25 protein-coding genes are annotated in these 22,953 nt (G+C 49.1%); 13 read left to right on the top strand and 12 right to left on the bottom strand.

Translation table 11 applies throughout. The features are described from left to right. Window position 1 precedes the first annotated feature (1 nt). The 3 genes from polX to zapA form a co-directional block, all read right to left on the bottom strand. Entirely contained in the window at window positions 2-1,696 is a 1,695-nt protein-coding gene (gene polX / locus KNO73_RS00800; RefSeq protein ID WP_214730720.1) for a DNA polymerase/3'-5' exonuclease PolX, read from the bottom strand. Between the two features lie 67 nt (window positions 1,697-1,763). Beyond that, entirely contained in the window at window positions 1,764-2,300 is a 537-nt protein-coding gene (locus tag KNO73_RS00795; RefSeq protein ID WP_031421319.1) for a CvpA family protein, read from the bottom strand. Between the two features lie 8 nt (window positions 2,301-2,308). Then, window positions 2,309-2,530: a cell division protein ZapA gene (gene zapA / locus KNO73_RS00790; protein WP_015881047.1), complete on the bottom strand. Its 222-nt coding sequence runs from the start codon at window positions 2,528-2,530 to the stop codon at window positions 2,309-2,311. Window positions 2,531-2,747: 217 nt separating this feature from the next. Here zapA and KNO73_RS00785 point away from each other — a divergent pair, with 217 nt between their 5' ends. The 3 genes from KNO73_RS00785 (at window position 2,748) to KNO73_RS00775 (ending at window position 5,123) form a co-directional block, all read left to right on the top strand. Then, window positions 2,748-3,956: a dicarboxylate/amino acid:cation symporter gene (locus KNO73_RS00785; RefSeq protein ID WP_251024810.1), complete on the top strand. Its 1,209-nt coding sequence runs from the start codon at window positions 2,748-2,750 to the stop codon at window positions 3,954-3,956. A 72-nt stretch (window positions 3,957-4,028) separates the two neighbouring features. Further along, a complete protein-coding gene (locus tag KNO73_RS00780; RefSeq protein WP_215111910.1) occupies window positions 4,029-4,874 on the top strand; it encodes a GNAT family N-acetyltransferase in 846 nt (281 codons plus the stop codon). 42 nt (window positions 4,875-4,916) lie between these two features. Then, window positions 4,917-5,123, top strand: coding sequence for a hypothetical protein (locus KNO73_RS00775; protein ID WP_214684821.1), 207 nt, complete (start codon window positions 4,917-4,919; stop codon window positions 5,121-5,123). Window positions 5,124-5,154: 31 nt separating this feature from the next. Here the strand turns inward: KNO73_RS00775 and KNO73_RS00770 are convergent, their stop codons facing one another. Together KNO73_RS00770 and KNO73_RS00765 are read right to left on the bottom strand one after the other, a co-directional pair. Beyond that, window positions 5,155-6,450 carry a murein hydrolase activator EnvC family protein gene (locus KNO73_RS00770; protein WP_047795555.1) on the bottom strand — a complete coding sequence of 432 codons (1,296 nt, stop codon included), beginning with the start codon at window positions 6,448-6,450 and terminating at the stop codon, window positions 5,155-5,157. Between the two features lie 294 nt (window positions 6,451-6,744). Beyond that, on the bottom strand, window positions 6,745-7,263 hold the full coding sequence (locus KNO73_RS00765; RefSeq protein WP_215111909.1) for a VanZ family protein: 519 nt from the start codon (window positions 7,261-7,263) through the stop codon (window positions 6,745-6,747). A gap of 158 nt (window positions 7,264-7,421) precedes the next feature. Between KNO73_RS00765 and KNO73_RS00760 the strand changes: the two genes are divergently transcribed. Beyond that, window positions 7,422-7,898, top strand: coding sequence for a glutathione peroxidase (locus KNO73_RS00760; protein WP_215112374.1), 477 nt, complete (start codon window positions 7,422-7,424; stop codon window positions 7,896-7,898). A gap of 33 nt (window positions 7,899-7,931) precedes the next feature. Here the strand turns inward: KNO73_RS00760 and KNO73_RS00755 are convergent, their stop codons facing one another. After that, on the bottom strand, window positions 7,932-8,846 hold the full coding sequence (locus tag KNO73_RS00755; RefSeq protein WP_078146489.1) for a CAP domain-containing protein: 915 nt from the start codon (window positions 8,844-8,846) through the stop codon (window positions 7,932-7,934). A gap of 13 nt (window positions 8,847-8,859) precedes the next feature. Continuing rightward, the gene (locus tag KNO73_RS00750; RefSeq protein WP_159561931.1) at window positions 8,860-9,312 is read right to left on the bottom strand and encodes a MarR family winged helix-turn-helix transcriptional regulator; all 453 of its coding nucleotides are present in this window, start codon (window positions 9,310-9,312) and stop codon (window positions 8,860-8,862) included. Between the two features lie 117 nt (window positions 9,313-9,429). Here KNO73_RS00750 and KNO73_RS00745 point away from each other — a divergent pair, with 117 nt between their 5' ends. From KNO73_RS00745 to KNO73_RS00735, 3 genes are all read left to right on the top strand, one after another. After that, window positions 9,430-9,843, top strand: a complete 414-nt coding sequence (locus KNO73_RS00745) for an organic hydroperoxide resistance protein (protein WP_015881037.1) — start codon at window positions 9,430-9,432, stop codon at window positions 9,841-9,843. A 94-nt stretch (window positions 9,844-9,937) separates the two neighbouring features. Next, window positions 9,938-10,783 (top strand): metallophosphoesterase, encoded by an 846-nt coding sequence (locus KNO73_RS00740; RefSeq protein ID WP_078146487.1) that lies wholly within the window; start codon window positions 9,938-9,940, stop codon window positions 10,781-10,783. A gap of 97 nt (window positions 10,784-10,880) precedes the next feature. Then, the gene (locus tag KNO73_RS00735) at window positions 10,881-12,020 is read left to right on the top strand and encodes a zinc-dependent alcohol dehydrogenase (protein WP_214684828.1); all 1,140 of its coding nucleotides are present in this window, start codon (window positions 10,881-10,883) and stop codon (window positions 12,018-12,020) included. Window positions 12,021-12,061: 41 nt separating this feature from the next. Here KNO73_RS00735 and KNO73_RS00730 read toward each other — a convergent pair whose 3' ends face one another. The 3 genes from KNO73_RS00730 to abc-f all read right to left on the bottom strand — a co-directional run bounded on the left by KNO73_RS00730 (window position 12,062) and on the right by abc-f (window position 15,549). Then, window positions 12,062-12,964: a cation diffusion facilitator family transporter gene (locus KNO73_RS00730; protein WP_214684830.1), complete on the bottom strand. Its 903-nt coding sequence runs from the start codon at window positions 12,962-12,964 to the stop codon at window positions 12,062-12,064. Window positions 12,965-13,075: 111 nt separating this feature from the next. Further along, entirely contained in the window at window positions 13,076-13,840 is a 765-nt protein-coding gene (locus tag KNO73_RS00725; protein ID WP_159561928.1) for a hypothetical protein, read from the bottom strand. An 11-nt stretch (window positions 13,841-13,851) separates the two neighbouring features. Next, window positions 13,852-15,549: a ribosomal protection-like ABC-F family protein gene (gene abc-f / locus KNO73_RS00720; protein WP_078146484.1), complete on the bottom strand. Its 1,698-nt coding sequence runs from the start codon at window positions 15,547-15,549 to the stop codon at window positions 13,852-13,854. 367 nt (window positions 15,550-15,916) lie between these two features. On the opposite strand from abc-f, the gene KNO73_RS00715 reads away from it, so the two are divergent. From KNO73_RS00715 to KNO73_RS00705, 3 genes are all read left to right on the top strand, one after another. Beyond that, entirely contained in the window at window positions 15,917-16,822 is a 906-nt protein-coding gene (locus KNO73_RS00715) for an MBL fold metallo-hydrolase (RefSeq protein ID WP_240499792.1), read from the top strand. Window positions 16,823-16,883: 61 nt separating this feature from the next. Beyond that, a complete protein-coding gene (locus KNO73_RS00710; protein WP_078146482.1) occupies window positions 16,884-17,717 on the top strand; it encodes an aldo/keto reductase in 834 nt (277 codons plus the stop codon). Between the two features lie 12 nt (window positions 17,718-17,729). After that, window positions 17,730-18,344 (top strand): PH domain-containing protein, encoded by a 615-nt coding sequence (locus KNO73_RS00705; RefSeq protein WP_015881030.1) that lies wholly within the window; start codon window positions 17,730-17,732, stop codon window positions 18,342-18,344. A gap of 42 nt (window positions 18,345-18,386) precedes the next feature. Here the strand turns inward: KNO73_RS00705 and KNO73_RS00700 are convergent, their stop codons facing one another. After that, window positions 18,387-18,905, bottom strand: a complete 519-nt coding sequence (locus KNO73_RS00700; protein ID WP_214684836.1) for a DUF1836 domain-containing protein — start codon at window positions 18,903-18,905, stop codon at window positions 18,387-18,389. A gap of 127 nt (window positions 18,906-19,032) precedes the next feature. Between KNO73_RS00700 and trhA the strand changes: the two genes are divergently transcribed. The 3 genes from trhA (at window position 19,033) to KNO73_RS00685 (ending at window position 21,775) form a co-directional block, all read left to right on the top strand. After that, window positions 19,033-19,677 (top strand): PAQR family membrane homeostasis protein TrhA, encoded by a 645-nt coding sequence (gene trhA / locus KNO73_RS00695; RefSeq protein WP_031421292.1) that lies wholly within the window; start codon window positions 19,033-19,035, stop codon window positions 19,675-19,677. 87 nt (window positions 19,678-19,764) lie between these two features. Further along, window positions 19,765-20,460, top strand: a complete 696-nt coding sequence (locus tag KNO73_RS00690; protein ID WP_214689284.1) for a DsbA family oxidoreductase — start codon at window positions 19,765-19,767, stop codon at window positions 20,458-20,460. Window positions 20,461-20,557: 97 nt separating this feature from the next. Continuing rightward, window positions 20,558-21,775 (top strand): MFS transporter, encoded by a 1,218-nt coding sequence (locus KNO73_RS00685; protein WP_214689286.1) that lies wholly within the window; start codon window positions 20,558-20,560, stop codon window positions 21,773-21,775. 24 nt (window positions 21,776-21,799) lie between these two features. Here KNO73_RS00685 and KNO73_RS00680 read toward each other — a convergent pair whose 3' ends face one another. Then, window positions 21,800-22,894, bottom strand: a complete 1,095-nt coding sequence (locus KNO73_RS00680) for an MBL fold metallo-hydrolase (RefSeq protein ID WP_214684842.1) — start codon at window positions 22,892-22,894, stop codon at window positions 21,800-21,802. Window positions 22,895-22,953 lie beyond the last annotated feature (59 nt).

The following is a 22,953-nucleotide window of genomic DNA, read 5'->3' as shown; positions in this document are numbered from 1 at the left end:
TCTATCGCTTCGCCGCAAAGAACGCCTTGGCGTCTTCAAACGTGAAGCAGTTGATAATATCTGATGGTTCGAGATAGGCTTTCCGTGCGTGCAACACACCGAGGGCCATGTCTTCCATCATATCTGGGTGGTGCGTGTCCGTGTTGATCATCACTTTGACGCCCGCTGCCTTCGCCTTCTTGAGCGTGGAAGCTGTCAGGTCGAGGCGGTTCGGGTTGGCGTTCAACTCGAGCGCCGTCCCTGTTTCTTTCGCGAGCGCGATCAACTTGTCCTCGTCAATTGGATAGCCGTCCCGACGACCGATGAGTCGACCCGTCGGATGGGCGATCACGTTGACGTACGGAGAACGACAGGCGTTCTCGAGACGAGCCATGATCTCGTCGACCGATTGGTCCATCTTCGAATGGATGGAGGCGACGACGTAATCGAGCGTCTCTAGAAACTCGGGTTCATAGTCGAGCGTCCCGTCAGGACGGATGTCCATCTCAACGCCTCGTAACACGTTCATATCATGTGTCTTCGCGGCCTCGCGGATTTCTTCCCCTTGTGCTTCGAGCCGTTCCTCGGTCAAGCCATTGACGAACGTCAAATACTTCCCGTGGTCGGTGATGGCCATCCATTCATAGCCGCGATCTTTCATCGCCACGACAATTTCGTCGACGGTCAACTTCCCGTCCGACCAGACCGTGTGCATGTGCGCGTCAGCCTTGATGTCCTCGAGCGTGACGAGCTTCGATAAGTCGTGCTCGAACTCAGCATGCCCCTCCCGAAGTTCAGGCGGGATGAATGGGAGACCGTACCGTTCGAACAATTCTTCTTCTGTTTTTGGTTGCCACAATCCGTCTGCTGTCTCGACCCCATATTCGGAAATGGACTCTCCTTTTGCTTTCGCGAGTTGACGCATGCGGACGTTGTGGTCTTTCGAGCCCGTGAAATGGTGAAGCGTCGCAGCGAACGCGCCTGGCTCGACCATACGGAAATCGACCGATACCATCTCTTCACGTTCGAGGACGAGCGAGACTTTCGTCTCGCCTGCCGCAATCACTTCGTTGATGAACGGCAAAGCGAGCAGCTTCTCACGTAGCTCAATCGGCTCCTCGGTCGCGATGATGAAGTCAAGGTCTTTACACGTCTCTTCGGCACGGCGGAAGCTTCCTCCGACCGAATGACGCAAGACGAGCGTCTCCTTCTCTAACACCTCATTGATTTCTTCAACGATTGGTCGCATGACTGCATAAGCCAATCGTTCTGGACGTGATTCGAGGTTCTTCGCGGCTGCGAGTAATTTCTCCACACTCTTCGCCCCGAAACCGGGTAATGATGCAGCCGTCCCATCTTCGAGTACACGGATGAGCGACTCCAAGTCGACGACACCGATTTCACGGAGTTTAGCAAGTTTCTTCCCGCCGAGCCCTTGAATTTTCAAGAGCTTCATCAAACCGAACGGAATCTCTTCTTGCAGTGCTTCAAGTACTTCACTGCGTCCTGTGTCTCGATACTCTTCAAGGACTGCAGCCGTCCCTTTCCCGATTCCTGAGATGGACGTCAAGTCGTCGATGTCCTCGAGTTCAAGGTCCGTGTTCTCTAGCGCTGTCGCCGCCTTGCGGAACGCATTGATTTTAAACGGGTTCTCCCCTTTGATCTCCATATATTGCGCGATTTTTTCGAGCAACATCATCGCTTCTACTTTATTCATATGCTTCCCCCTCTTCACACAGAAAAGACCGAGACACAAGCACTAGCTTGCATTCCGGCCTGTCGTGTCACAACATCTTATTTGAAAACCAATCCGATAGATATGGCGTGTCTTGAATGATATATGTCGCTAGCGACGATTTGTCGACGGCGTTTTGAACGCTCGCCATCGGCACGAACGCAATCACCCAAAGGATGAAGAATGTGATGACATATGCCTCGAAGAATCCTAGGACAGCTCCGATTACACCTTTTAATTGGCGCAAAATTGGCAAGTCCGTCAAGAAGTCGAGCATCGCCAAGATGAGATGCAAGACGAGTTTCGTAATGAGGAACAAGACGACGAACCAAAAGACGTTATAAAATGTCATCTCAATCCCTGAAAGGGAATTGAGGTCCAACACGCCACCCGGGAGCGTTCCGTCGAGCTGAGACGGATACGGGATCCACAGCTTGAACGCTTCGGCTAACTCTTTATAGTACGTATTGGCGACGAGAAAACTAATTATGAGCGCGACCCAATGGCCGAGCTGTAGAATCGCGCCACGACGGAAGCCGTTGACGATTCCGATAAACAAGAAAAACAGTATAAGTAGCGTAACCATGGATTGATTTATTCTCCCATATTTCGTTTAGTTTTGACGTGGTCGCTCGCGATTTGAATCGCAGCCAAGACCGCTGCCTGACGAGCATCTAGATGAGGGGATTGTTCACGAATTTCGCGGATCTTACTGTCGACCAAAAAGCCTACTTCCCTCACGTGGTCAGCGGGTTCTTCGCTTACGATCGTATAGTCTTGACCCGCAATGTGAATCGTTGTTCGTTGTAACTGCACGCGCACCCCTCCTTTACGTCTGTCAGAATTAATCATAACATCGTTTTTATATTAGGAAAAGGAGAAGCCCCTTCCCTTGATATGTACAACATTTTCTAATACCCTTCTAAACAGTTGTCAAACGTCTTTCTTTAGAAAAATTGTAAGAGAAGGTGGCAACATTCCGTAAAATGTGCGAAAATATCAACTATTCAAACAAACAGAAAGGGTGATTGATTTGAAATTACGTATTGGCCTCTTAGGTCGCATCATCATCGCGATCGCTTTCGGTATTTTACTCGGGAGCATCGTACCAGAAAGTCAGAACTGGATTGTTCGGACGTTCGTGACGTTCAACACGGTCTTCGGGCAGTTCTTAGGCTTCGCTATTCCATTGATTATTCTTGCTTTTATCATCCCGGGTATCGGGGAACTTGGAAAAGGAGCAGGAAAGCTGGTCGGACTCACAGCACTCATCGCTTACGCATCAACCATCATCGCCGGAACATTAGCATACTTTGCAACAAGCAACTTGTTCCCGCAAATTTTGACACGGTCGACGACAGGAGCCGAAAATCCAGAAGAAGCCTTGTTGAAAGGGTTCATGGAATTTGAGATTCCACCTGTATTCGGTGTTATGACCGCACTTATCTTAGCTTTCGTCATCGGAATCGGGATTGCCGCGATCGAAAGCAAACGGTCACTCGACCTCGCCATGGATTTCCGCGATATCATCGAACTCTTAATCAGTAAAGTCATTATTCCATTACTTCCAATCCACATCGCCGGAATTTTCATGAACATGACGTACGCTGGTCAAGTCGCTGAGATCCTATCGGTCTTCTCGCTCGTCTTCGTCACAATCATCGTCCTTCATTTGACGATGCTCATGATTCAATATTCAATCGCAGGTGGTCTTAACAAAGAGAATCCGTTCAAGTTGCTCAAGACGATGATGCCGGCTTACTTCACAGCCATCGGGACGCAATCATCGGCCGCGACGATTCCAGTCACGCTTCGCCAAGCGAAGTTGAACAACACGGACGAAGGTGTCGCGAACTTCGTCATCCCGCTCTCGGCAACGATCCACTTGTCAGGGTCGACGATCACACTCACATCGGTCGGTGTCGCGCTCATGTACTTGAATGGCATGGCGTTATCCTACGCAATCATGCTTCCATTCATCCTCGCACTCGGTGTGACGATGATTGCAGCACCAGGTGTACCAGGCGGGGCCGTCATGGCATCGCTCGGATTGTTCGGCTCGATCCTCGGATTCGACGCGACGATGCAAAGTTTGGTTATCGCACTCTACTTGGCACAAGATAGCTTCGGGACAGCAACAAACGTCACGGGTGACGGTGCCATCGCGAAAATCATTCATTACTTCAAACACAACACAAAACTTCTCGACAACACGTCGTCGAAACAAGAAAATATCGCATAATGAACGACTCATAAACGGGCAAGCCATCAGGTTTGTCCGTTTTTGTCTACATATAATAAAGGAGAGAACCATATGGAATGGATTGAATGGAAAGACCCTAATCACTTCTCAGACCGCGTCATGACGGCATTACTCGACGAGGAGGCAAAGAATAGCCTCATGATTGGCGTCTTGAATAACGTCAAACAAGGAATCTATGAAACGTTTCATCAGTTCACAGTCGAAGAGGACGGGGAGCTTCTCGCCATCCTCCAAGTGACACCACCGCATCCACTTCACTATATCGTCGTGAAGACGGAGCGCTCGGACCTTCTCCCGTCTTTCATCATCCCCCACCTTTTGAAAGAAGCAGTCCCCTTCGCGGAAGTCGTCTCGGAACGACAGCAAGCGGAACGTTTCGGGAAAGTATGGCAGGAGTTGACGTCTGGGTCGAGTGAGATGTTCATGTCCCAAGGTCTTTATCGCCTCGACAGCGTGGAAGACATCGACATGGCAAAAGGCCACATGCGAGAAGCGACGAAGGCCGACCAGGCACAGATCGAAGCTTGGTATAGTGCCTTCGAAGCCGAATCAGGTCTCCGATCATCTCCACCAGAGAAGGTGACGAAGGCTGTACAGACGATGCTCGACAGGAAAGAGGCTGTCTTTTGGGAAGTCGACGGACAGGTCGTCTCGTGTGCGAAACGCGCACGTCCAACTGAGAACGGGATCACCGTTTCATTTGTCTACACATCACCTGATGCACGTGGTAGAGGTTACGCGCGAAGTCTCGTTGCAGACCTTAGCCGCCAATTACTTGAGACGAAATCGTTCTGTGTCCTCTATACCGACTTGACGAACCCGACATCGAACAAAATCTATCGGGAAGTCGGTTACCGACAAATCATGGACTCTGCTTGGGTCCGACTCGCTAGATGAAACACATCGCCTCCCCTATACTAATAGAGGAGGCGATTTTTCATGAACAGATTATTCGGTTGGTGGCTCCGTATCCCCCGACAGATCCGATTGACCGCTTTGACACTTGTCACGCTCGCGATACTCGGCTATATGGTGTTCCTTGGAGGCCGGAGCATGCTCGATGACCCAAACTTCGAAACGCTATGGCTCAGTGTCATCGGTGCCTCCCTTTTGACGTTCATCGTCTATAGGGCAACAAAAAAGTGATCGACGCGTTCGTCGATCACTTTCTTTGTGTTTAGAAGAATGATGCTGGGTTAACTGTGCTTCCCGCGCTCGATGAAGAGTACGAATAGCCGCCACGGTGAATCTCGAAGTGAAGGTGTGAACCTGTCGAGTTCCCTGTGCTACCCATGCCGCCAAGGTTTTGTCCTTGTGACACGCGTTGACCCGCAGAAACGGATACCGAGCTCATGTGAGCGTATACTGTCGTCCATACTTGCCCGTTGATCACGTGTGCAATCATAACATGGTTTCCGTATGCGCCACCCCAACCTGCACGGAGGACCGTACCTGTTTGTGCTGCATAGATCGGTGTACCGACTGGACCTGCGATATCAAGACCGTTGTGGAACGAGTAGCCGTTCGCACCGCTTGCTGGACCCCATCCTTGTGAGAGGCGACCGCTTGCTGGACGTTGGAACATGCCACCGCTTGCTGGTGCAGACGCTACCGGTGCTGTTGAAGCACTTGAACCGCTATTCGAGCTTGAACCTTGTTGCTTTTTCGCCGCCGCAGCTGCTGCCGCTGCACGACGTGCTTCTTCTTCAGCACGACGTTGCGCTTCGATTTCTGCTTGAATGGCTTGTTCTTGAGCTTTGAGCGTATCTTCCATCTCTTGAAGGCTCATGAGTTTTGATTCGAACTTCACTTTTTCAGCTTCAAGTTTCTTGATTTTCGCAGCGCGCTCTTTCATTTTTTGATCGAGCTCTTTCTGACGTTTTTCAAGTTCTTCTTTTTGCTTCACGAGTGAATCACGCTCTGCTTTCAAATCAGCTTGCGCTTTCGCGAGTTTTTCTTTCGTTGCTTCGTATTCTTCGAAGATTTGTTGGTCGTTCTCTTGGATCGTACCAGCTGTGATCATGCGTGTGATCAAATCACCGAAGTCTTTAGAACCGAAGATGAACTCAGCCCAGTTGACTGACGAGCCACCGTTCTTTTGCATCGTCGCCATACGATCTTTCATAAGATCTTCTTGTGCTTTCATTTTCGCTTCGTACTTTTTAATTTGTGCTTGAAGCTTTTTAATCTTTTCTTCAGTTGCACGAATCTCAGCTTTTTTCTGAGCGACATCGTTGATGACGTCTTGGAGTTCAGCATCTAACTTGTTGATCTCTTGTTGCTCTTTGCTGATGGCTTGCTCACGTGATTGAATCGAAGAGTTTGCTTTCGACTGTTCACTGCTATTCTTTTGTCGTTGTTCTTGTACTTTCTTCTGCTTCTCTGTAAGTGAGGCTGCATAAGTCGGTGACGTTCCGCCGATCAAGAGTGCGCCTAGAGTGACTGTTGCTGCAAATTTCTTCAAGTTACCCAATGTGCTTCCCTCCGCTGATTCCCGTGTAGTTTTTATCTATAGTCGTGCAATTATTTTTTATAAGATAAGTCGCGACATTTCGTTCGCTCTGTGACTCATTATAGCAATCTAAACCAAAAGTTATTTTACACTTATATTTCATTCGTATGACATTGACCTAATTTAGGTTTTATCCTTTAAAAAACGTGGGTATAGACAATATTTTGTTTGGTTCGTTGTCACAAAATAGTTTTAAAAAGAAAAAAAGCACTTCAAGAAAGCGCTTTTCACATAGTGACCCATTCATTTTTTTGACTACCTTAAGGCAACATAACCGGCCCGTTTGCCATTTTTCCGTTTCGAACGAAGTAATAACAACCCACCGAATAAGATGACACCTGCGGCAGCACCCGTACTATCCAAAAGGACATCTTCTAACAGCGCGGTCCGTTCAGGAGTCAAACTCTGATGATACTCATCAAAAATCGCCACCGTGTTCGCAAGTGCCCAAGCGAAGAGTAAGTTCAGTCCCGCATGAAGATTCGTTCGCGAGATGGCCTTCACGAATAATGCACCGAGAACGAAAAACGTGACGACATGTGCCGTCTTCCGCATAAAGAACTCAATCAATCCTGTCGTCCCCAACGTATCGAGCGAGATTTCCTTTCCTGCATAGTCGAACTGCACGTTCGCTAGCGTCGGTTCAATCCAGCTCCAATTGAATCGCTCGAGTGGCGAAACGATAGACTGGTCCGAGTAAGGCGTCGCACTTGATAAAAAGAGTCCGATTAAAATAAGCGCAATCCATATAAATTCATTTTTTAAAAATCGCATAACACCGTTCCTTTCTACAACGTTTTTCATTATACGGATTCTTTCTTCGGAATGATGTAACAGCGACATCATGATTTCATAACAATTTGATTGCACGCAACGCGTTCAAGTTCGAGTCTGTCTCCTTCTCTTGGTATACTACAAAAAAAGGGGGAATTATCATGATTTATGATTTTGAAGCAGTAGACATGAAAGGACAATTACAACCGTTAGCTACATATAGAGGCGACGTCTTACTCATCGTCAACACGGCGAGCAAATGTGGATTCACACCGCAGCTCGAAGGCCTCGAGTCACTTTACAACACCTATAAAGGACAGGGCCTACAGATCTTAGGTTTCCCGTGCAACCAGTTCGGTCATCAAGACCCGGGCTCCAATGAAGAAATTCAAGAGTTCTGTCAACTGAATTACGGGGTATCGTTCCCAATGTTCGCGAAAGTCGACGTGAACGGCAAGGATGCCCACCCACTCTTCACCTATCTCTCAAAAGAAGCACCCGGGCTTCTCGGGTCGAAGGCGATCAAATGGAACTTCACGAAGTTTTTAGTCGACCGTGATGGAAACATCATCGAGCGCTTTTCGCCACAGACGACACCGGCTGAAATTGAGGATGCGGTGAAGAAACTCATCTAATATCAAAAAGGATGGCTCCAAAGAGTCATCCTTTTATCTTGGAGTGATGAAGTTGATCGTGTAGAACGGACTGTCTTCTTCATTATAAGCGAGTCCGACGGCAGCATGGGTGAAGCGCGGCTGCATGATGTTCTCACGATGCCCTTTCGAGTTCATGAGTCCCCAATGCGCATGGAACACGCTCATCTGTCCCATGGCCAAGTTTTCGCCGGCCATCGAATATGAAAGTCCCGCTTCGTCCATTCGATCGAACGGGTCTTGTCCTTCTGGGTCCGTATGGCTGAAGAAGTCGTTCTCCGCCATATTCTGACTATGCGCCCGTACGACCGGATAGAGTGGTTCGTAGTCAGCTAGAGCATTTAAATCAAATTTCTCCCGATCCCAATTCATGAGAATACGCATCAACTGCTCATTGGCGACCGTCCCCTCTTTCGACAAGTCACCATAGTACCCCTCACTCGCCTCTTCGACACGGCGGTCGACCGACAAGATCCCTTTCAGGAGGTCATCATCATGCTGGTCAAAAAAGAAAGTGACATACTGACCATCGATTGCAAAAACGGAAAACGATGGATCGTCTGGAATCAAGTATCGATTTAGTCCTTTATTATACGAAGTCACTGCCTCGAAGCCGATGTCCTCGACTTGATCACGGGGCGTTTCATTCAGTACAAGACCTCGATACGTGCTACCTGTCTCGAACTGATAGAATCCTTTTTTCGCACCGTCCTCATCAATCAGTTCAAGTCCTCGGTCACCGCCACGTTCGACCAAATACCAGTCATGCCCGGCATACTGACTTGCGAACTTTGGCGCGTCTGTCGCTCGTTCGGTCGCCACCTCAGACTCCACCTGAATGCTCGTCGGGGCAGAGACGTTCGGCATCTCATATTGCCAAGCCATATAGAGTCCAATCCCCATCAAGAGGATGATCAATTTTCGAAACATGGCTCCTCCTTCCTTACTGCTCGCGCTGACGCTCCCCGAAATCGTGTAGTCTCGTCTTGATATCGGTGAGCATCTCCATATATGCGACATACGTCGCTTCGTCTATATTCAGCATACCACTTACTTGTAACGGCACATTCGCCGCCTGCTCACGCAACGCGCTACCGCTTTCGGTCAAACGAACGATGATTTTTCGTTCGTCGTCCGTCGCACGACTTTTCTCCACATAGCCGATTTGGATGAGCCGTTTGACGAGCGGCGACAATGTCCCAGAGTCGAGCGTCAACCGCGATCCGAGTTGTCGCAAATCGATTCCATCCTCTTCCCATAAGACAAGCATCACGAGATATTGACTATACGTCAGGTTTAGCGGTGCTAAAATTGGGCGATATAACCGGGTAAGCTCTTTTGAGGCGGTATACAATTGAAAACAGATTTGATGTTCTAACTTTAACGATTGGTCCATACGTAATCCTCCGTACTCTTCTTTAGCCAAGCATATCACTTGCGAAACTTTTTGACTGCTCTATAATTTGAATTGTGCACAACTTAATTGTTAAAAATGAAATGGAGGAATTCAATCATGAAATCACTATTCACAGCATCAGCAACAGCAATCGGTGGCCGCGAAGGTCATGTGAAATCAACAGATGGCGTCATCGACATGAACGTCTCGATGCCTGGCGCGAAACACGTAGACGGTGCGACAAACCCGGAACAACTTTTCGCAGCTGGCTATGCGGCTTGCTTCGGTAGTGCCCTCAACCTCATCATCGGAAAAGAACGTGTGAAGACAGACGGTTCAAGCGTCACAGGTCACGTCACATTAAATCAAAACGATGAAGGTTTCTTCATTTCAGTTGAACTTGAAGTCGAAATCAAAGGTGTCGACCAAGCGACAGCAGAACGTCTCGTCGAAGAAGCACACCAAGTGTGCCCTTATTCAAAAGCGACGCGCGGCAATGTCGACGTCAAATTGACAGCAAAAGCAGCATAATCTTCCTTCCCGCTCCTACGAGCGGGATTTTTTTTGCTTAACCCTGCCTATCGGAGTAAGATTAAAGACACGATTAGGAAAGGCGGGAGCACTGATGAAGAAGCATAAATCGACTCTACTGTTTGTTGTACTTGGCATCTTGTTGTTCACGTCGACGTACAACGGGTTGACCGTCCGAACGTATGACGTGACGTCCGATAAACTGTCAGCAGACGAGTCACTGCGCATCGTGCTCCTCTCCGACTTACACAGCGCATCATACGGTTATAAACAGTCGATTTTGATTGACCAGGTCCGTGCGCAGAAACCGGATCTCATCGCTTTACCCGGCGATCTACTAGACCGATATCGTTCACCTGAACCTGCATTCGAACTAATCGAAGGGCTTGAAGGAATTGCGCCGATGTATTTCGTGACCGGTAACCATGAAATCGATGGGTCGGATGACTATGTCCGTCACGATGTGAAAGATGTGTTTCGCTCATATGGCGTCAATGTTCTCGAAGACGAATGGGAAACGGTCACCATCAATGGGATCGACCTCGTCATCGGCGGGCTAGAAGACCCTCTTCGTGGGTTCAGAGAAAACATTTATACGGATTGGGATGCGGAGTCGACTGCGGCGATGCAGGACATCGCCCCCGATGAGACGTTCAAGGTGCTTCTCTCCCACCGTGCCGAACAAGTCGACACGTATGCTAAACTTCCATTCGACCTCGTCTTATCCGGACATGCTCATGGCGGGCAAGTGAGAATCCCTTACTTGATGAACGGATTATTCGCACCTGACCAAGGATTCTTTCCTGAATACGCAGGCGGACTCTACGAGCATGAGACGTTTACCCATGTGATTGGACGAGGATTCAATTACAGCTTCAACATTCCACGTATTTATAATCCACCAGAGATTGTTGTGATCGATGTGAATGGTCAAAGATAGTCATCATCGAATTCCAATATTTAGTTCACTTTTTTTAAAAGAAGGGTATACAAGCTATGTTGCTAATTACTTGTCTTTAAAAGGAGGAGTGAATTATATGCGCGCAGTAACTTATCAAGGAACTAAGAAGATTGAAGTAAAGGACGTTAAAGATCCCGAAATCGAAAACCGGGAAGAAATCATTGTAAAAATTACATCGACAGCTATTTGTGGATCAGATCTTCATATCTATCAAGGGAATATGCCTACTCGCCCTGGTTTTATCATTGGACATGAGCCTATGGGAATTGTTGAAGAGACTGGACCTGATGTAACTAAAGTGAAAAAGGGTGATCGGGTCGTCCTTCCATTCAATGTATCATGTGGTCACTGCTTTTATTGTGAAAATGAGATGGAGAGTCAGTGCGATAACTCTAACCACGCCCCTCACACTGATGCTGGTGGTTTATTTGGATATACTGAGCAGTTTGGAAATCATCCCGGTGGTCAAGCAGAGTTTCTAAAGGTTCCATACGGTAATTTCATGCCGCTTGTCATCCCCGAATCATGTGAGCTTGAAGATGAGGCGCTTCTCTTTTTATCTGATGTTATACCAACAGCATGGTGGAGTTTAGATAATGCTGGCATGAAAGCTGGAGATACGGTAGTGGTTCTCGGATCAGGTCCTGTGGGGTTAATGACTCAAAAATTAGCTTGGGTACGTGGGGCTAAACGCGTTATTGCTGTAGATCCCGAACTCTATCGACTAAATCGGGCAAAACTATCAAATAAAGTAGAAACAATCCTTTTAAAAGATCCAACTGAGACAGGAAAATATATCTATGAGATTACGAATGGCGGGGCAGATGTTGTTATCGACTGTGTGGGTATTGATGGAAAAAAATCTTCAATTGAAAAGATAGAACAAAAACTTATGATCCAAGGCGGTACACTAAGCGCAATCAAAGTAGCAAAAGAAGCGGTTCGTAAATTTGGGGTCGTTCAACTTACCGGGGTATACCCAATGAATTATAATCAGTTTCCGATGGGAGATTTTTTCACCCGAAATGTTACTTTGAAAACAGGACAAGCACCTGTTATTCATTATATGCCTGAGTTATTTCAGATGATCGTAGATCAAAAATTTGACCCTACTGACATTATCACGCATCGTTTATCTCTTGAACATGCTGCTGATGCCTATCACTTATTCAATGAGCATTTAGATGACTGCGTAAAAGTAGTATTGAAGCCTTAGTAAAAGGGAGTTCAGTCCAAACTGAACTCCCTTACTTTTCACTACCAGATGATTCGTTCTTCACAACATTGTCGTTCCCGCTCAATCTGGACCGTCGAACGTTCGAACGTCCCGTATTTCCGGATTCGTTCCGTCACTTGTCTCAAGACGTCTTGATCATCCGTCTCTTCTCCAATCAACACGTGACACGTCGCTGCATGTTCGCTCGATGAGATGGACCAGACATGCAAGTCGTGCACTTCTTTCACCCCGTCAACTTTAGCAATCTCTTCTTGCATCGCCCGGACATCAATCTGTTCCGGCGACCCTTCCATCAAGATATGAATCGCGTCACGCGTCACCCGATAGCCACTAATTAAAATCAAAATCGCAACAAAGGCGCTCGCGACCGGGTCCGCCCACGTCCATCCGAACAACATGATGAGGACTGCTGCCGTGATGGCTCCGACCGAGCCGAGCAAATCTCCGAATACGTGCAACAACGCACTCTTCACGTTCAAATTATCTTTCTCCCCGCGCATTAAAATCCAGGCGGCAAGGATGTTGACGAGTAGCCCGATGATGGCGACGACAAGCATCCCACCACTTAGAATTTCTGGTGGCGCGCTGATTCGTTGGTATGCCTCGACAAGAATATAGACCGAGATGACGAGTAGTGTCAGCCCGTTAATGAATGCCGCTAAAATCTCGAAACGTCGATACCCGAACGTCCGGTTCGGTGTCGCCGCTTTCGCCCCAAATCGGACAGCGAGGAAACTGAGCCCTAACGCCGCCGCATCTCCTAACATATGCCCCGCATCCGATAATAGCGCCAAACTGTTCGTCCATAGTCCGCCGATCACTTCGACGACCATGAACGCCGCAATCAAGAGAAAGGCGAGTAAGAGCGCCCGCTGATTTGTCGAATGATGGTGATGGTGGTCGTGATCATGATGATGTCCCATAACTGACTCCTCCTTCTACTGTTTATCTTATTCCATTTTAACCAAACATTCAAACGTTAATTTGAATGAAAAACAATAAAAAAACGGAAGAATGAACTCTCCCGCTTTGTCTCATTTTTGCTCCAGACGGACACGCATGACGCCGCTATAAGGGAACAGTTTCAATTGGACCGTCTCACCCTCGAACCAAATTCCGGTCGCTTGTTCGCGAGTCGGTTGTAAGTCTGGCGTCGCGGTTGCTTGTTTGTCCCAATCAACGGCCCGTACTTTTTGGTCCCGGACCATGAGGAAGAATCCATCATAGAAATGATACTCGTTCACTTGGTCACGTTGAACGGCAGAAGGACTGCCAAGCTCCGCACGGACGGTTTCGAGATCTTTCCCAATCCAGTCAAGGACGGACTCCGAAGCGTTTGGGACGACTTGTTGCCAAGCGGCAATCACCTCGTCATCCGATAAAGCTGTCGCCTCTGTCGTCACACTTTCTTCTGTGACCCAGCCGGTCAACCGCTCGTTCAACTGAACTTTCACAAATCCACTTACCGTCTCCAACCGTTCAAATCGATCACCCAAGTCGGCTTCATAAACGACCGTGACCCGGTCATCCGCGTATACTTTCGTATACGGTTGCCCGATATAAATCTTATCTGCTGATTCCGTCTCAGCATCAGCATCAGCCGGTTGTTCCGACTCGGAGTCAACCATTTCCGTGGCAATCTCATCAGATTCCGGTAAAGCCGAGTCCTGCTTCTTGTCAATCAGTGCTGCGAACGCGATGATCCCGACCAAGGCGAGCATTAATGCCAATGCCGTCGTGATACGGAACACGCGTTTACGCTTCCGCGTCGTCGCACGCGACAATCTTCCTCCATTCATGTTCTTCACTCCTACTCGATTCGATTCATTTCACTCGTTTCGTCAAATGGTAGGAGGTTTCCTGCTTCATCAAAAAATTTCAATTCATCTTTTGTCAATTCGTCCATCGTTCTGACCATTTGTTCGACATCGACCGGTTCATCGCGCTCATCGTTCTCACGTATGACAATGTGCTCTCCTAATTCAATCGTGCGCGAAGTCAGACGATGAAAGTAGCGGTCGTGGGAAATCAACAATAATCCACCCGGATAGACGGACAACGCCGCCTCGATTTGTTCGCGTGTCGCCACATCTAAATAGTTCGTCGGTTCATCTAATGCCAACAGATGGGCATCCGAGAAGTACAAGATGAGAAACGCGATTCGACACTTTTCTCCCATGCTCGCCTCGGTAATCGGTCGGTGCACTTCATCTCGCCGGAACAAGAAGTGAGCGAGCAACGTCCGCGCCTCCGTCTCTCCGATCTCACTATTGGCGAGTAACGCCTCAAGTAACGTTCCGGTCTCCGGGAGACGCTCGAGCGTTTGAGAGAAATATCCGATCTTCAGACGAGGATGTCGCTTGATCACGCCCGAGTGTGGTAATCGTTCACCGATCAGCACGTTTAATAACGTCGTCTTTCCGCTTCCGTTCGGTCCGGTAATCGAGATCCGCTCTCCTTTATTCATCGAGAAGGAAAACGGTTCATAGAACGGCTTGTCGTATCCAAACGTCACATCCTCACACGTCAGCCACGTTTTCGCTTCGAGCTCATCCGCCGCAAAACGGACGGAGATGGATTTCTCCTCTTTTGGTTTTTGTGGACGATTGTCTTCGAGCTGCCTTAACTTCTGTTCTCTTGCCTTCATTTTGACGGCGAGATTGGCCGCTCCTTTTTGCGCTCCCGGACTGCGGACACTCGCTGTCGCTTTCGCCTTTAAGTGCCACCCTTTATATTGGGCAATCATCTCGAGAAGTTCTGCCTTTCGGTTCTCGTATCGAGCATGTGCTCGCTCGTCACGCACGCGTTCTTCTTCTTTTTGATGTTTATACGCCGTATAGTTTCCCTGATATCGAGTGACTAGTCCGCCTGACAGTTCAAGAATGGTCGTTGCGACATCATCCATCAGTTGACGGTCGTGTGAGATGATGAGCACCGTCCCCTTAAACTGATTCAACCACTTCGTGAGCCAGTCGATCGACTCGAGATCCAGATGGTTCGTCGGTTCGTCGAGCAGGACGAGGTCCACCCGCTTCATCGTCAATGTTGAGAGCTGAGCTCGCGTCTTCTCGCCTCCACTTAGCTCGTTAATGTTTCGGAAGAGGTGCTCCTCCAGCCCAAGTCGAGTCAATGCTCTTGTCGCCTCTTGTTCCAAGTTGTACACATCGAGTGCGAGCGCCCGTTCATAGGACCGCATGACACGCATCTCGTCACCAGAAGAAACATCTTCATAGAGCGCATATCGTTCAAGATCACTGCGCATCGTCCACTCAAGTACGGTCATGTCTGTCGATTCGATGGTCTGTCGGACGAGTCCGACCTCGCCAAGACATTCAATCTTCCCGGCTTGCGGGGTCAACTCCCCGGTCACGAGTCGGAAGAGCGTCGTCTTCCCACTCCCGTTCAATCCGAATAATACGGCACGCTCTCCAGCCGCGACCTCGAACGAGACCGCGTCAAATAATGGTTTCCGGTCATAGTCAAACCGGACTTGTTTTACTGCTAACATCTGTTTCACCTCGCTTATGAATCCGATACGCGATGAAACAAAAAACACCATCCGCTTCAAAGCGGTGGTGTGAAGGAATCCGTTCAAAGAGGAAAACGAGCGCTTCCCGTATTTGAAAAACTGGACACACTTCACCCGTGACTGTTCAAGCGAACAGTGATGATTCGTCTCATCGTTGGAGTGAACGTGTATTTTTCATGGCACGGTGTACCTCTCTTTCCTAAGTTACTGCCACCTTATCAAATTGAAAGCGGATTCGCAAGAGTGTACCCCACAATCTCCCATTTTTTCTACTCCTTTAGGCGGATGCGGTGCATCTGTCCTCGCGATATGATGACAGTATATTCGAACAGTGAGGTGATGCATGATGCGTCGACGCATCCTCGTTCCGAGTGCCGTCTTGGCGAGCGTCGGAACGTTTCTCTATACACGATTCAAACGACAGCTCCCCCGTCCGCGCTTTAAATGGCCGGAACGTCCAGAACTGACAACCATTGATGAGACGCATGTGCAGGCGACGTGGATCGGGCATTCGACGGTCCTCATTCATTGGTATGGGCTCAAGATTTTAACGGACCCCGTCTTCTCAAAACGAATCGGTGTCCATCTCGGACCGCTGACAGTCGGCATGAAACGTCACACCGCTCCGGCCCTCTCCATTGAGGAGGTCGGCCCGGTCGATGTCATCCTACTCAGCCATGCCCATATGGACCACTTTGACCATAAAAGTTTGAAGCGACTCATCACTCGCGAGACGATTGTCGTCTCTGCTCCTGGGACGAGCCGCCTGTTGCGCCGATACCCGAGTCTGCAGACGCTCGAACTGCATCCACATGACAAAGTGACACTTGCGAACGGGCTCGATGTCCGCGCCATTCCCGTCAAGCATTGGGGCAACCGTTTCCCGTGGGACAAACATATGGGGTACAACGGGTACCTGCTCAAATACAAAGGGATTCGTATGCTCTTCGCAGGAGACACGGCCTATACCGACTCCTTCAAAGGACTCGCTGACCGTGAACCGATCGACCTCGCCTTCTTCCCAATCGGTGCCTATCAACCGGACTCGTTCCAGGAAGCGCACTGTACTCCGGAACAGGCTTGGATGATGTACAAAGAGAGCGGAGCGAAGCGTTTCTTCCCGATGCATTGGGATACGTTCGTCCTTTCTTATGAGCCTGTCGAGGAACCGTATCATCGTCTCGTCGCGGCCGCAAAACTCGACCGTGACCAAATTGTGATCAAGGCGCACGGGGAAAGCATCCGTCTGTAGTTTTTCCTTTCCCTTCATCCAAAATTTCGGTAACGTTATAGACGAGAGGGAGGGATTTTTTATGGAATGGACGACGTTGAATAATAACGTCAAGATGCCGATGCTCGGGCTCGGTGTCTATAAGGTCGAAGATGGCGCAGTGACGGTCGATACGGTCAAAGCTGCGCTCGATGCAGACTATCGATTGATCGATACGGCTGCGATTTATCAAAATGAAGAGAGTGTCGGACAAGCGCTTCGTGAAGCAGGCATCCCACGAGAGGACGTCTTTGTGACAACAAAGCTTTGGAACGAGTTCCACGGATTCGACGAGGCGCTCCAAGCGTTTCAGGATAGCTTAGATCGGCTCGGACTCGAGTATGTCGACTTGTTCCTCATCCACTGGCCGATGCCTCGTTTCGGTAAATTCGTCGAAACGTACAAAGCACTCGAACAGCTGTATGAAGAAGGACGCGTCCGAGCAATCGGGGTCTCGAACTTTGAGATCGAGCATTTGGAGCAAATCATTCAATCATGCTCAATCGTCCCGGCCGTGAACCAGGTCGAGATCCATCCATATTTGTCTCAGAAAGAACTGATTGCATTCTGCAAACGATATGACATCCAGATTCAAGCGTGGAGTCCACTCATGAAAGGACGCGAAGCGCTCGAAGATGAGACGATCGTCAAGATTGCGAACGCTCACGGCAAGTCACCGGCCCAAGTCATTTTGCGTTGGCACTTACAGAACGGCGTCGCCGTCATCCCAAAATCCGTCACACCGAGTCGAATCAAAGAAAATATACAGGTATTCGACTTCACGTTGACGAAAGAAGAGATGGCGGCCATCGATGCGCTCAATCGTGACGAGCGGACCGGGTCCGACCCGAAAGAGATGCATAAAATCCATTACTGAGGAGTGAATGACATGTTCAAAAAACTGGCTTCTGATTTGACTGGCTTCAGCGACATCGGTGAGGTGATCGACCCGTCCGATTTTGATAAGGCGGACTCGGATGATTATGTCCTCCATGAGGATAACGAAAAGATCTATTTCTTGATCAAATCAAAATCGGATGAATACTGCTTTACAAACTTAGGTATGATTCACCTTGATGGAACGAGTGCGATGAGTTCGAAACGAGTGCTATATCGTTACCCTTACGCACACTATCCGATTAAGCACGTCATGTTCGAGACGGCCGGCACCGTCGACCTCGATGTCGAAGTCAAATTCACAATCGGCGACAAGCCATACTCAATCGATATCAACAAGAAACAAATCGAGCACGTGAAAGATTTGTACAAGGCACTCCTCGCGATTGAAGAGATTCAGCGGGAAGGCCGTCGCATGATGGAGTATGCGAACACATCACTGACTCACTCCGTCTCGATCTTGAGCGGACTTCGTGAAGGTGACATGAACGTGCCGAACACGTTCAAGGAATTGAACGAGCAATCGTTCGATTGGCTACAACGCCACTATCATGAATGGAACCGTAAAGACTTCGGTACGGTTTACGAGAAATACATCAATAACTAAAACAACTCCTCCGCAGACGATTTGTCTTCGGAGGAGTTGTTTTTAGTTCTCATCGATCAATTGCTCGGCCAACCGCTGATACAAGTGGCTCATATGAACGGCAGATGCGATGGCGAGCGTTCGCTTGACATCGCTCTCTTTTTCGAGCGATGTACTTAATAGCGTGTCCGCCTGGGCTTCGAACGCTTCTAGATTCTTCACTTTCTGAGCCTGATAGGCCTCGTAGAAGTCTTCAAGTGAGAACGTCTCATCCGACTCGTTCAACGGTCGGAGCGTCTCCTTAATATCACTGATCGACAAGAGACCTTTCATCTCATAAATCAAACTGAGTAACATCAGATGTTCATTTGTATACTTTTTATTTTTGACGGGATGAAACAACTTGCCCTTGGCATAGTTGTTGATCATCGTCTTCGTCAAAATGGTCTCCTCCTCGTTTCGCTTCATCTTCCCATAATGCTGCTCGAACAGCTGGATGACCTGATCCATGTATAAATCGATGGTCGGCAGCACATCCCGCGGGAGTGTGCCTTCCGTTTCGGTAATGTCCTTCGCTTTCATCTACCTCACCTCACTTCCTAAGTATAAAGAAAACTTCCATTTGTCGAAAGGTACACCTTGCTGTTTGTTCCTCTTCAGTATATCATGTAGTTATCGATACTACATGATGTGATAAGGAGTGTTTTACATGCATTCGATTTTCCGTGAACCCATCAACGCATTGACGCATCTTGCTGGTGCAGTACTGGCTTTCATCGCCCTCATCGCGATGGTCGTCAAAGCCTCGTTACTCGGCTCGCCGCTTGCCATTATGGCCGCGATTCTATTCGGGATCAGCCTCGTCTTTCTTTACTTATCGTCAGGTCTTTACCATAGCATCATCGCCTCACCGAACGTCATCGCTTTCTTCCGGAGAATCGATCATGCGATGATTTACGCATTGATTGCGGGTACATACGCACCGCTCACGTTACTCGCGCTCGAAGGACCGACGCGGTGGGTCCTCTTCGGTACCGTACACGCACTCGCCTTGTTCGGCATTATCTTCAAACTCGTTTGGTTCCATGCCCCGCGTTTCTTGTCCACCGCGCTCTATATCGGGATGGGCTGGCTGTCCGTCTTCTTTATCGGACCGCTCCATGACGTAATCGGCAACGCCGGTATCTTCTGGCTCGTCCTCGGTGGCGTCATGTATACCATTGGTGGACTCATTTACGGGTTCAAGCCAAAATTCGTCAACTGGCGAGGCTGGGGCTTCCATGAGGTGTTCCATCTGTTCATCTTGTTCGGAAGCTTCGCCCACTTCGTCTGTGTGTTTTGGTACGTCTTTTAAGTCCTCCTCGTGGAGGGCTTTTTTCATGAGCCGTTTCCTGTACTTTGAATTCAAGATTTCCTACACTAAGGACAGGAGGGATTCATCATGAAAATTGAAGTATGGTCAGATTATGTCTGCCCGTTTTGTTATATCGGTAAGCGTCGTCTAGAAGAGGCGCTCGAACAGTTCCCACAGGCAGACCAAGTGGAAGTCGAATTCAAGAGTTTCGAACTCGACCCGAACGCCCCGACGAATGATTCACGTACCATCTATGAGGCACTCGCAACGAAATATCGGATGCCGATCGAACAGGCAAAAGGAACGACTGCACAAGTCGCCGCTCAGGCCCGCGAAGTCGGACTCGATTACGATTTTGAGAACATGGTCGTGACGGGTACGCTCGACTCGCATCGTTTGACGCATTACGCGAAAACGGTCGGGAAAGAAAAAGAATTGTCGGAAGCGTTGCTTCAGGCGTATTTTGTCGACGCGAAACACATCGGGAATCACGATGTGCTGCTTGAAATCGCGACAAGCGTCGGACTCGAACGTGACGCCGTGCGTGACGTCTTGACGACTGACGTGTATACGGAAGACGTCCGTGCCGAAGAGAAACGCGCAAGCGACCTCGGCATCACGGGTGTCCCGTTCTTCGTATTCGACAACAAATATGGGGTGTCTGGTGCTCAGCCGACGGAAGCGTTCACGCAAGTGCTCGAAAAAGTCTGGTCTGAGAACAATCCGACGATCCAAGTCCTTTCGAACGGCGCGACGTGCACCGACGACAACTGTGATATTTGATTGATGAAGAAGCCGACGTTTGGCTTCTTTTTTGTGGCTAAATGAATCATTCTCAAGCATAATTATTATCAACAGATAAGAATCGAGGAATACATCTATGTGGAAAAATCGGAACGTCTGGATCATCTTGACGGGCGAATTCGTCGCCGGTCTTGGTCTATGGCTCGGCATCATCGGGAACTTGGAATTTATGCAAGACCGCGTCCCCTCTGACTTTGTGAAGGCGGTCATTCTCGCCATCGGCTTACTTGCCGGGGTCGCCATCGGTCCGCTCGCGGGTCGCTTGACCGACCAAGGTTCTAAGAAAAAAATCATGCTCATCTCGAGCATCGTCCGGGCGCTCAGCGTGATTTTCATGTTCGTCGCCATCGAGACGAATTCGGTCGTGTGGATGGTCATCTTCTTGATTATCTTACAGGGATCGGCCGCTTTTTATTTCCCTGCCCTTCAGGCAGCGATTCCGCTCATCGTGAAAGAACGGGAACTTCTTGCCTTGAACGGCGTTCATATGAATGTGTCTACCTTGTCGCGTGTCATCGGGACGGCGATTGCAGGTGTCCTTTTGACACTGATCTCGCTCCGTAACGTCTACGCGCTCTCGCTCGTCGCCTACCTGTTGCTAGCGGTGGCGACGCTCTTCTTGAAACTCGATGAGACGAAAACGCCCTCGGCGAAAAAGGTCGATGCGAAAGCGTCGAGCGGTTTCAAAGACGTCTTCCCAATCATCAAATCGATTCCCGTCATCTTCATGACGCTCGTCATGACGCTCATCCCACTCCTCTTCCTCGGAGGGTTCAACTTGCTCGTCATCAATATCAGTGAGTTGCAGGATTCGACGGCGATTAAAGGATGGATTTATACGGCAGAAGGACTCGCCTTCATGACAGGTGCCTTTATGATTAAACGGATCGGAGAAAAATTCTCGGCGTTCTCGATTTTATTCTCGTTCTCGTTTTTAATCGGTGTCGCCCAACTGATGCTCTATTTTGCGGACATCCCGTTCATGTCCATTGCTGCGTTCGTTCTCTTCGGCTTCTCGGTCGGATGCTTCTTCCCGACGGCGGTCACGATTTTCCAGACACGGATGCCAAAAGAATATCACGGTCGTTTCTTCTCGTTCCGAAACATGCTCGACCGGATTATCTTCCAAGTCGTCCTTCTCGTGACAGGATTCTTCCTCGACTTGATTGGACTTCAGCTCATGGTCGTCTTGTTCGGAATCAGTTCGATCGCGATGACCGGCGCATTTCTTGTATACACGAGAAAGCATCAATTGCATATCGAGGAAGATTCCACAGAGAAGATGTCTTCCTAACAAAAAAACAAGCGGTGACCAAGGTCATCGCTTGTTTGCGTCTTTGAGCTCTCGCCACCACGTCGTCGTATCATTCCGACCGTCGAGCGTGATTCTCTCCCCGATTTTTGGAGTGAGGACGACTTCTTTTGGTAAGAGAGACGACATCTGTTCCGCTGGGTCGAACCAATCGTGGAACGACAGCGTGAACGCCCCCCAATGGATCGGCATCATTTGGTCGGCCCGTAAATCGTGAAACGCTTGCGCGGTCTCTTCCGGTTGCATATGGACGTCTGGCCAGCGTACGTCATATTGCCCGCATTCAAGTGCGGCAAAATCAAACGGCCCGTACTGTTCGCCAATCATCTTGAAATGCGGCGCGTAGCCACTATCCCCACTGAAGAAGAGCCGATCTGTCTCACCTAGGACGACCCATGATGCCCAGAGTGTGCTGTTGCGGTCCGTCAACGAGCGACCGGAGAAGTGACGCGCCGGCGTACAGACGAATGTCCACGACCCTAACGCATACGACTCGCCCCAATCCCGTTCTACGATTCGTTCTGCCCCAACACCCCATCGTTTCAAATGACTCCCTACCCCGAGCGGTACGATGAACATGGCGACCTTGTCTTGGATGGCAAGAATCGTTCCATAATCGAGATGGTCGTAATGGTCATGTGTCAATAAGACGACATCGATTTCGGGCAAGTCCTCTAGTTCGAACGGCAAGTCTTCACTGAAGCGTTCGTTTTTAGCGAACGGGAGTGGGGATGGGCTACGTCCAAACATCGGATCGACGAGCATCGTCTTCCCGTCCATTTGTACCATGAGCGCCGAATGACCGAGCCAATAGATTCTTGTGAAGCTCGAGCCCGTCTTCTCCTCAAAATCGATTGGCACGATCGGAAGACGTTCGGTAGGCTTACGCAGTGACGTCACATCACGATAGTCGCGCGCCATCGACACCATGTCTTGCGCAGAGAAGTTCATCGGTGTCTCATATTGATTACGGAACTTTCCATTGATCCGGTTCGGAGATTGAAGCGATTTTGGCTTTCGTCCAAGTGGTTTGTACTGTGTCAGAATCGTTCCGGTGACAGCCGCCATTCCAACCAATGAGAGCAACATCGTCTTTTTCATGTAGGTCCTCTTTTCTAATAGTTCGTTGAATTGATTATAGCGTGCCTTCGCCGTTTCTA

It is taken from the genome of Exiguobacterium sp. s83 (genome assembly GCF_018617095.1).
GTDB classification, from domain to species: Bacteria; Bacillota; Bacilli; order Exiguobacteriales; family Exiguobacteriaceae; genus Exiguobacterium; species Exiguobacterium profundum.
This window is presented reverse-complemented; position numbering and strand designations above follow the sequence as displayed.

Bases quoted from the DNA above. Each gene is read 5' to 3' on its own strand.
- polX (WP_214730720.1), bottom strand. From the start codon at position 1,696: ATGAATAAAGTAGAAGCGATGATGTTGCTCGAAAAAATCGCGCAATAT.
- KNO73_RS00795 (WP_031421319.1), bottom strand. From the start codon at position 2,300: ATGGTTACGCTACTTATACTGTTTTTCTTGTTTATCGGAATCGTCAAC.
- KNO73_RS00780 (WP_215111910.1), top strand. From the start codon at position 4,029: ATGGAATGGATTGAATGGAAAGACCCTAATCACTTCTCAGACCGCGTC.
- KNO73_RS00775 (WP_214684821.1), top strand. From the start codon at position 4,917: ATGAACAGATTATTCGGTTGGTGGCTCCGTATCCCCCGACAGATCCGA.
- KNO73_RS00765 (WP_215111909.1), bottom strand. From the start codon at position 7,263: ATGCGATTTTTAAAAAATGAATTTATATGGATTGCGCTTATTTTAATC.
- KNO73_RS00755 (WP_078146489.1), bottom strand. From the start codon at position 8,846: ATGTTTCGAAAATTGATCATCCTCTTGATGGGGATTGGACTCTATATG.
- KNO73_RS00750 (WP_159561931.1), bottom strand. From the start codon at position 9,312: ATGGACCAATCGTTAAAGTTAGAACATCAAATCTGTTTTCAATTGTAT.
- KNO73_RS00745 (WP_015881037.1), top strand. From the start codon at position 9,430: ATGAAATCACTATTCACAGCATCAGCAACAGCAATCGGTGGCCGCGAA.
- KNO73_RS00740 (WP_078146487.1), top strand. From the start codon at position 9,938: ATGAAGAAGCATAAATCGACTCTACTGTTTGTTGTACTTGGCATCTTG.
- KNO73_RS00735 (WP_214684828.1), top strand. From the start codon at position 10,881: ATGCGCGCAGTAACTTATCAAGGAACTAAGAAGATTGAAGTAAAGGAC.
- KNO73_RS00730 (WP_214684830.1), bottom strand. From the start codon at position 12,964: ATGGGACATCATCATGATCACGACCACCATCACCATCATTCGACAAAT.
- KNO73_RS00725 (WP_159561928.1), bottom strand. From the start codon at position 13,840: ATGAATGGAGGAAGATTGTCGCGTGCGACGACGCGGAAGCGTAAACGC.
- abc-f (WP_078146484.1), bottom strand. From the start codon at position 15,549: ATGTTAGCAGTAAAACAAGTCCGGTTTGACTATGACCGGAAACCATTA.
- KNO73_RS00715 (WP_240499792.1), top strand. From the start codon at position 15,917: ATGCGTCGACGCATCCTCGTTCCGAGTGCCGTCTTGGCGAGCGTCGGA.
- KNO73_RS00710 (WP_078146482.1), top strand. From the start codon at position 16,884: ATGGAATGGACGACGTTGAATAATAACGTCAAGATGCCGATGCTCGGG.
- KNO73_RS00705 (WP_015881030.1), top strand. From the start codon at position 17,730: ATGTTCAAAAAACTGGCTTCTGATTTGACTGGCTTCAGCGACATCGGT.
- KNO73_RS00700 (WP_214684836.1), bottom strand. From the start codon at position 18,905: ATGAAAGCGAAGGACATTACCGAAACGGAAGGCACACTCCCGCGGGAT.
- trhA (WP_031421292.1), top strand. From the start codon at position 19,033: ATGCATTCGATTTTCCGTGAACCCATCAACGCATTGACGCATCTTGCT.
- KNO73_RS00690 (WP_214689284.1), top strand. From the start codon at position 19,765: ATGAAAATTGAAGTATGGTCAGATTATGTCTGCCCGTTTTGTTATATC.
- KNO73_RS00685 (WP_214689286.1), top strand. From the start codon at position 20,558: ATGTGGAAAAATCGGAACGTCTGGATCATCTTGACGGGCGAATTCGTC.
- KNO73_RS00680 (WP_214684842.1), bottom strand. From the start codon at position 22,894: ATGAAAAAGACGATGTTGCTCTCATTGGTTGGAATGGCGGCTGTCACC.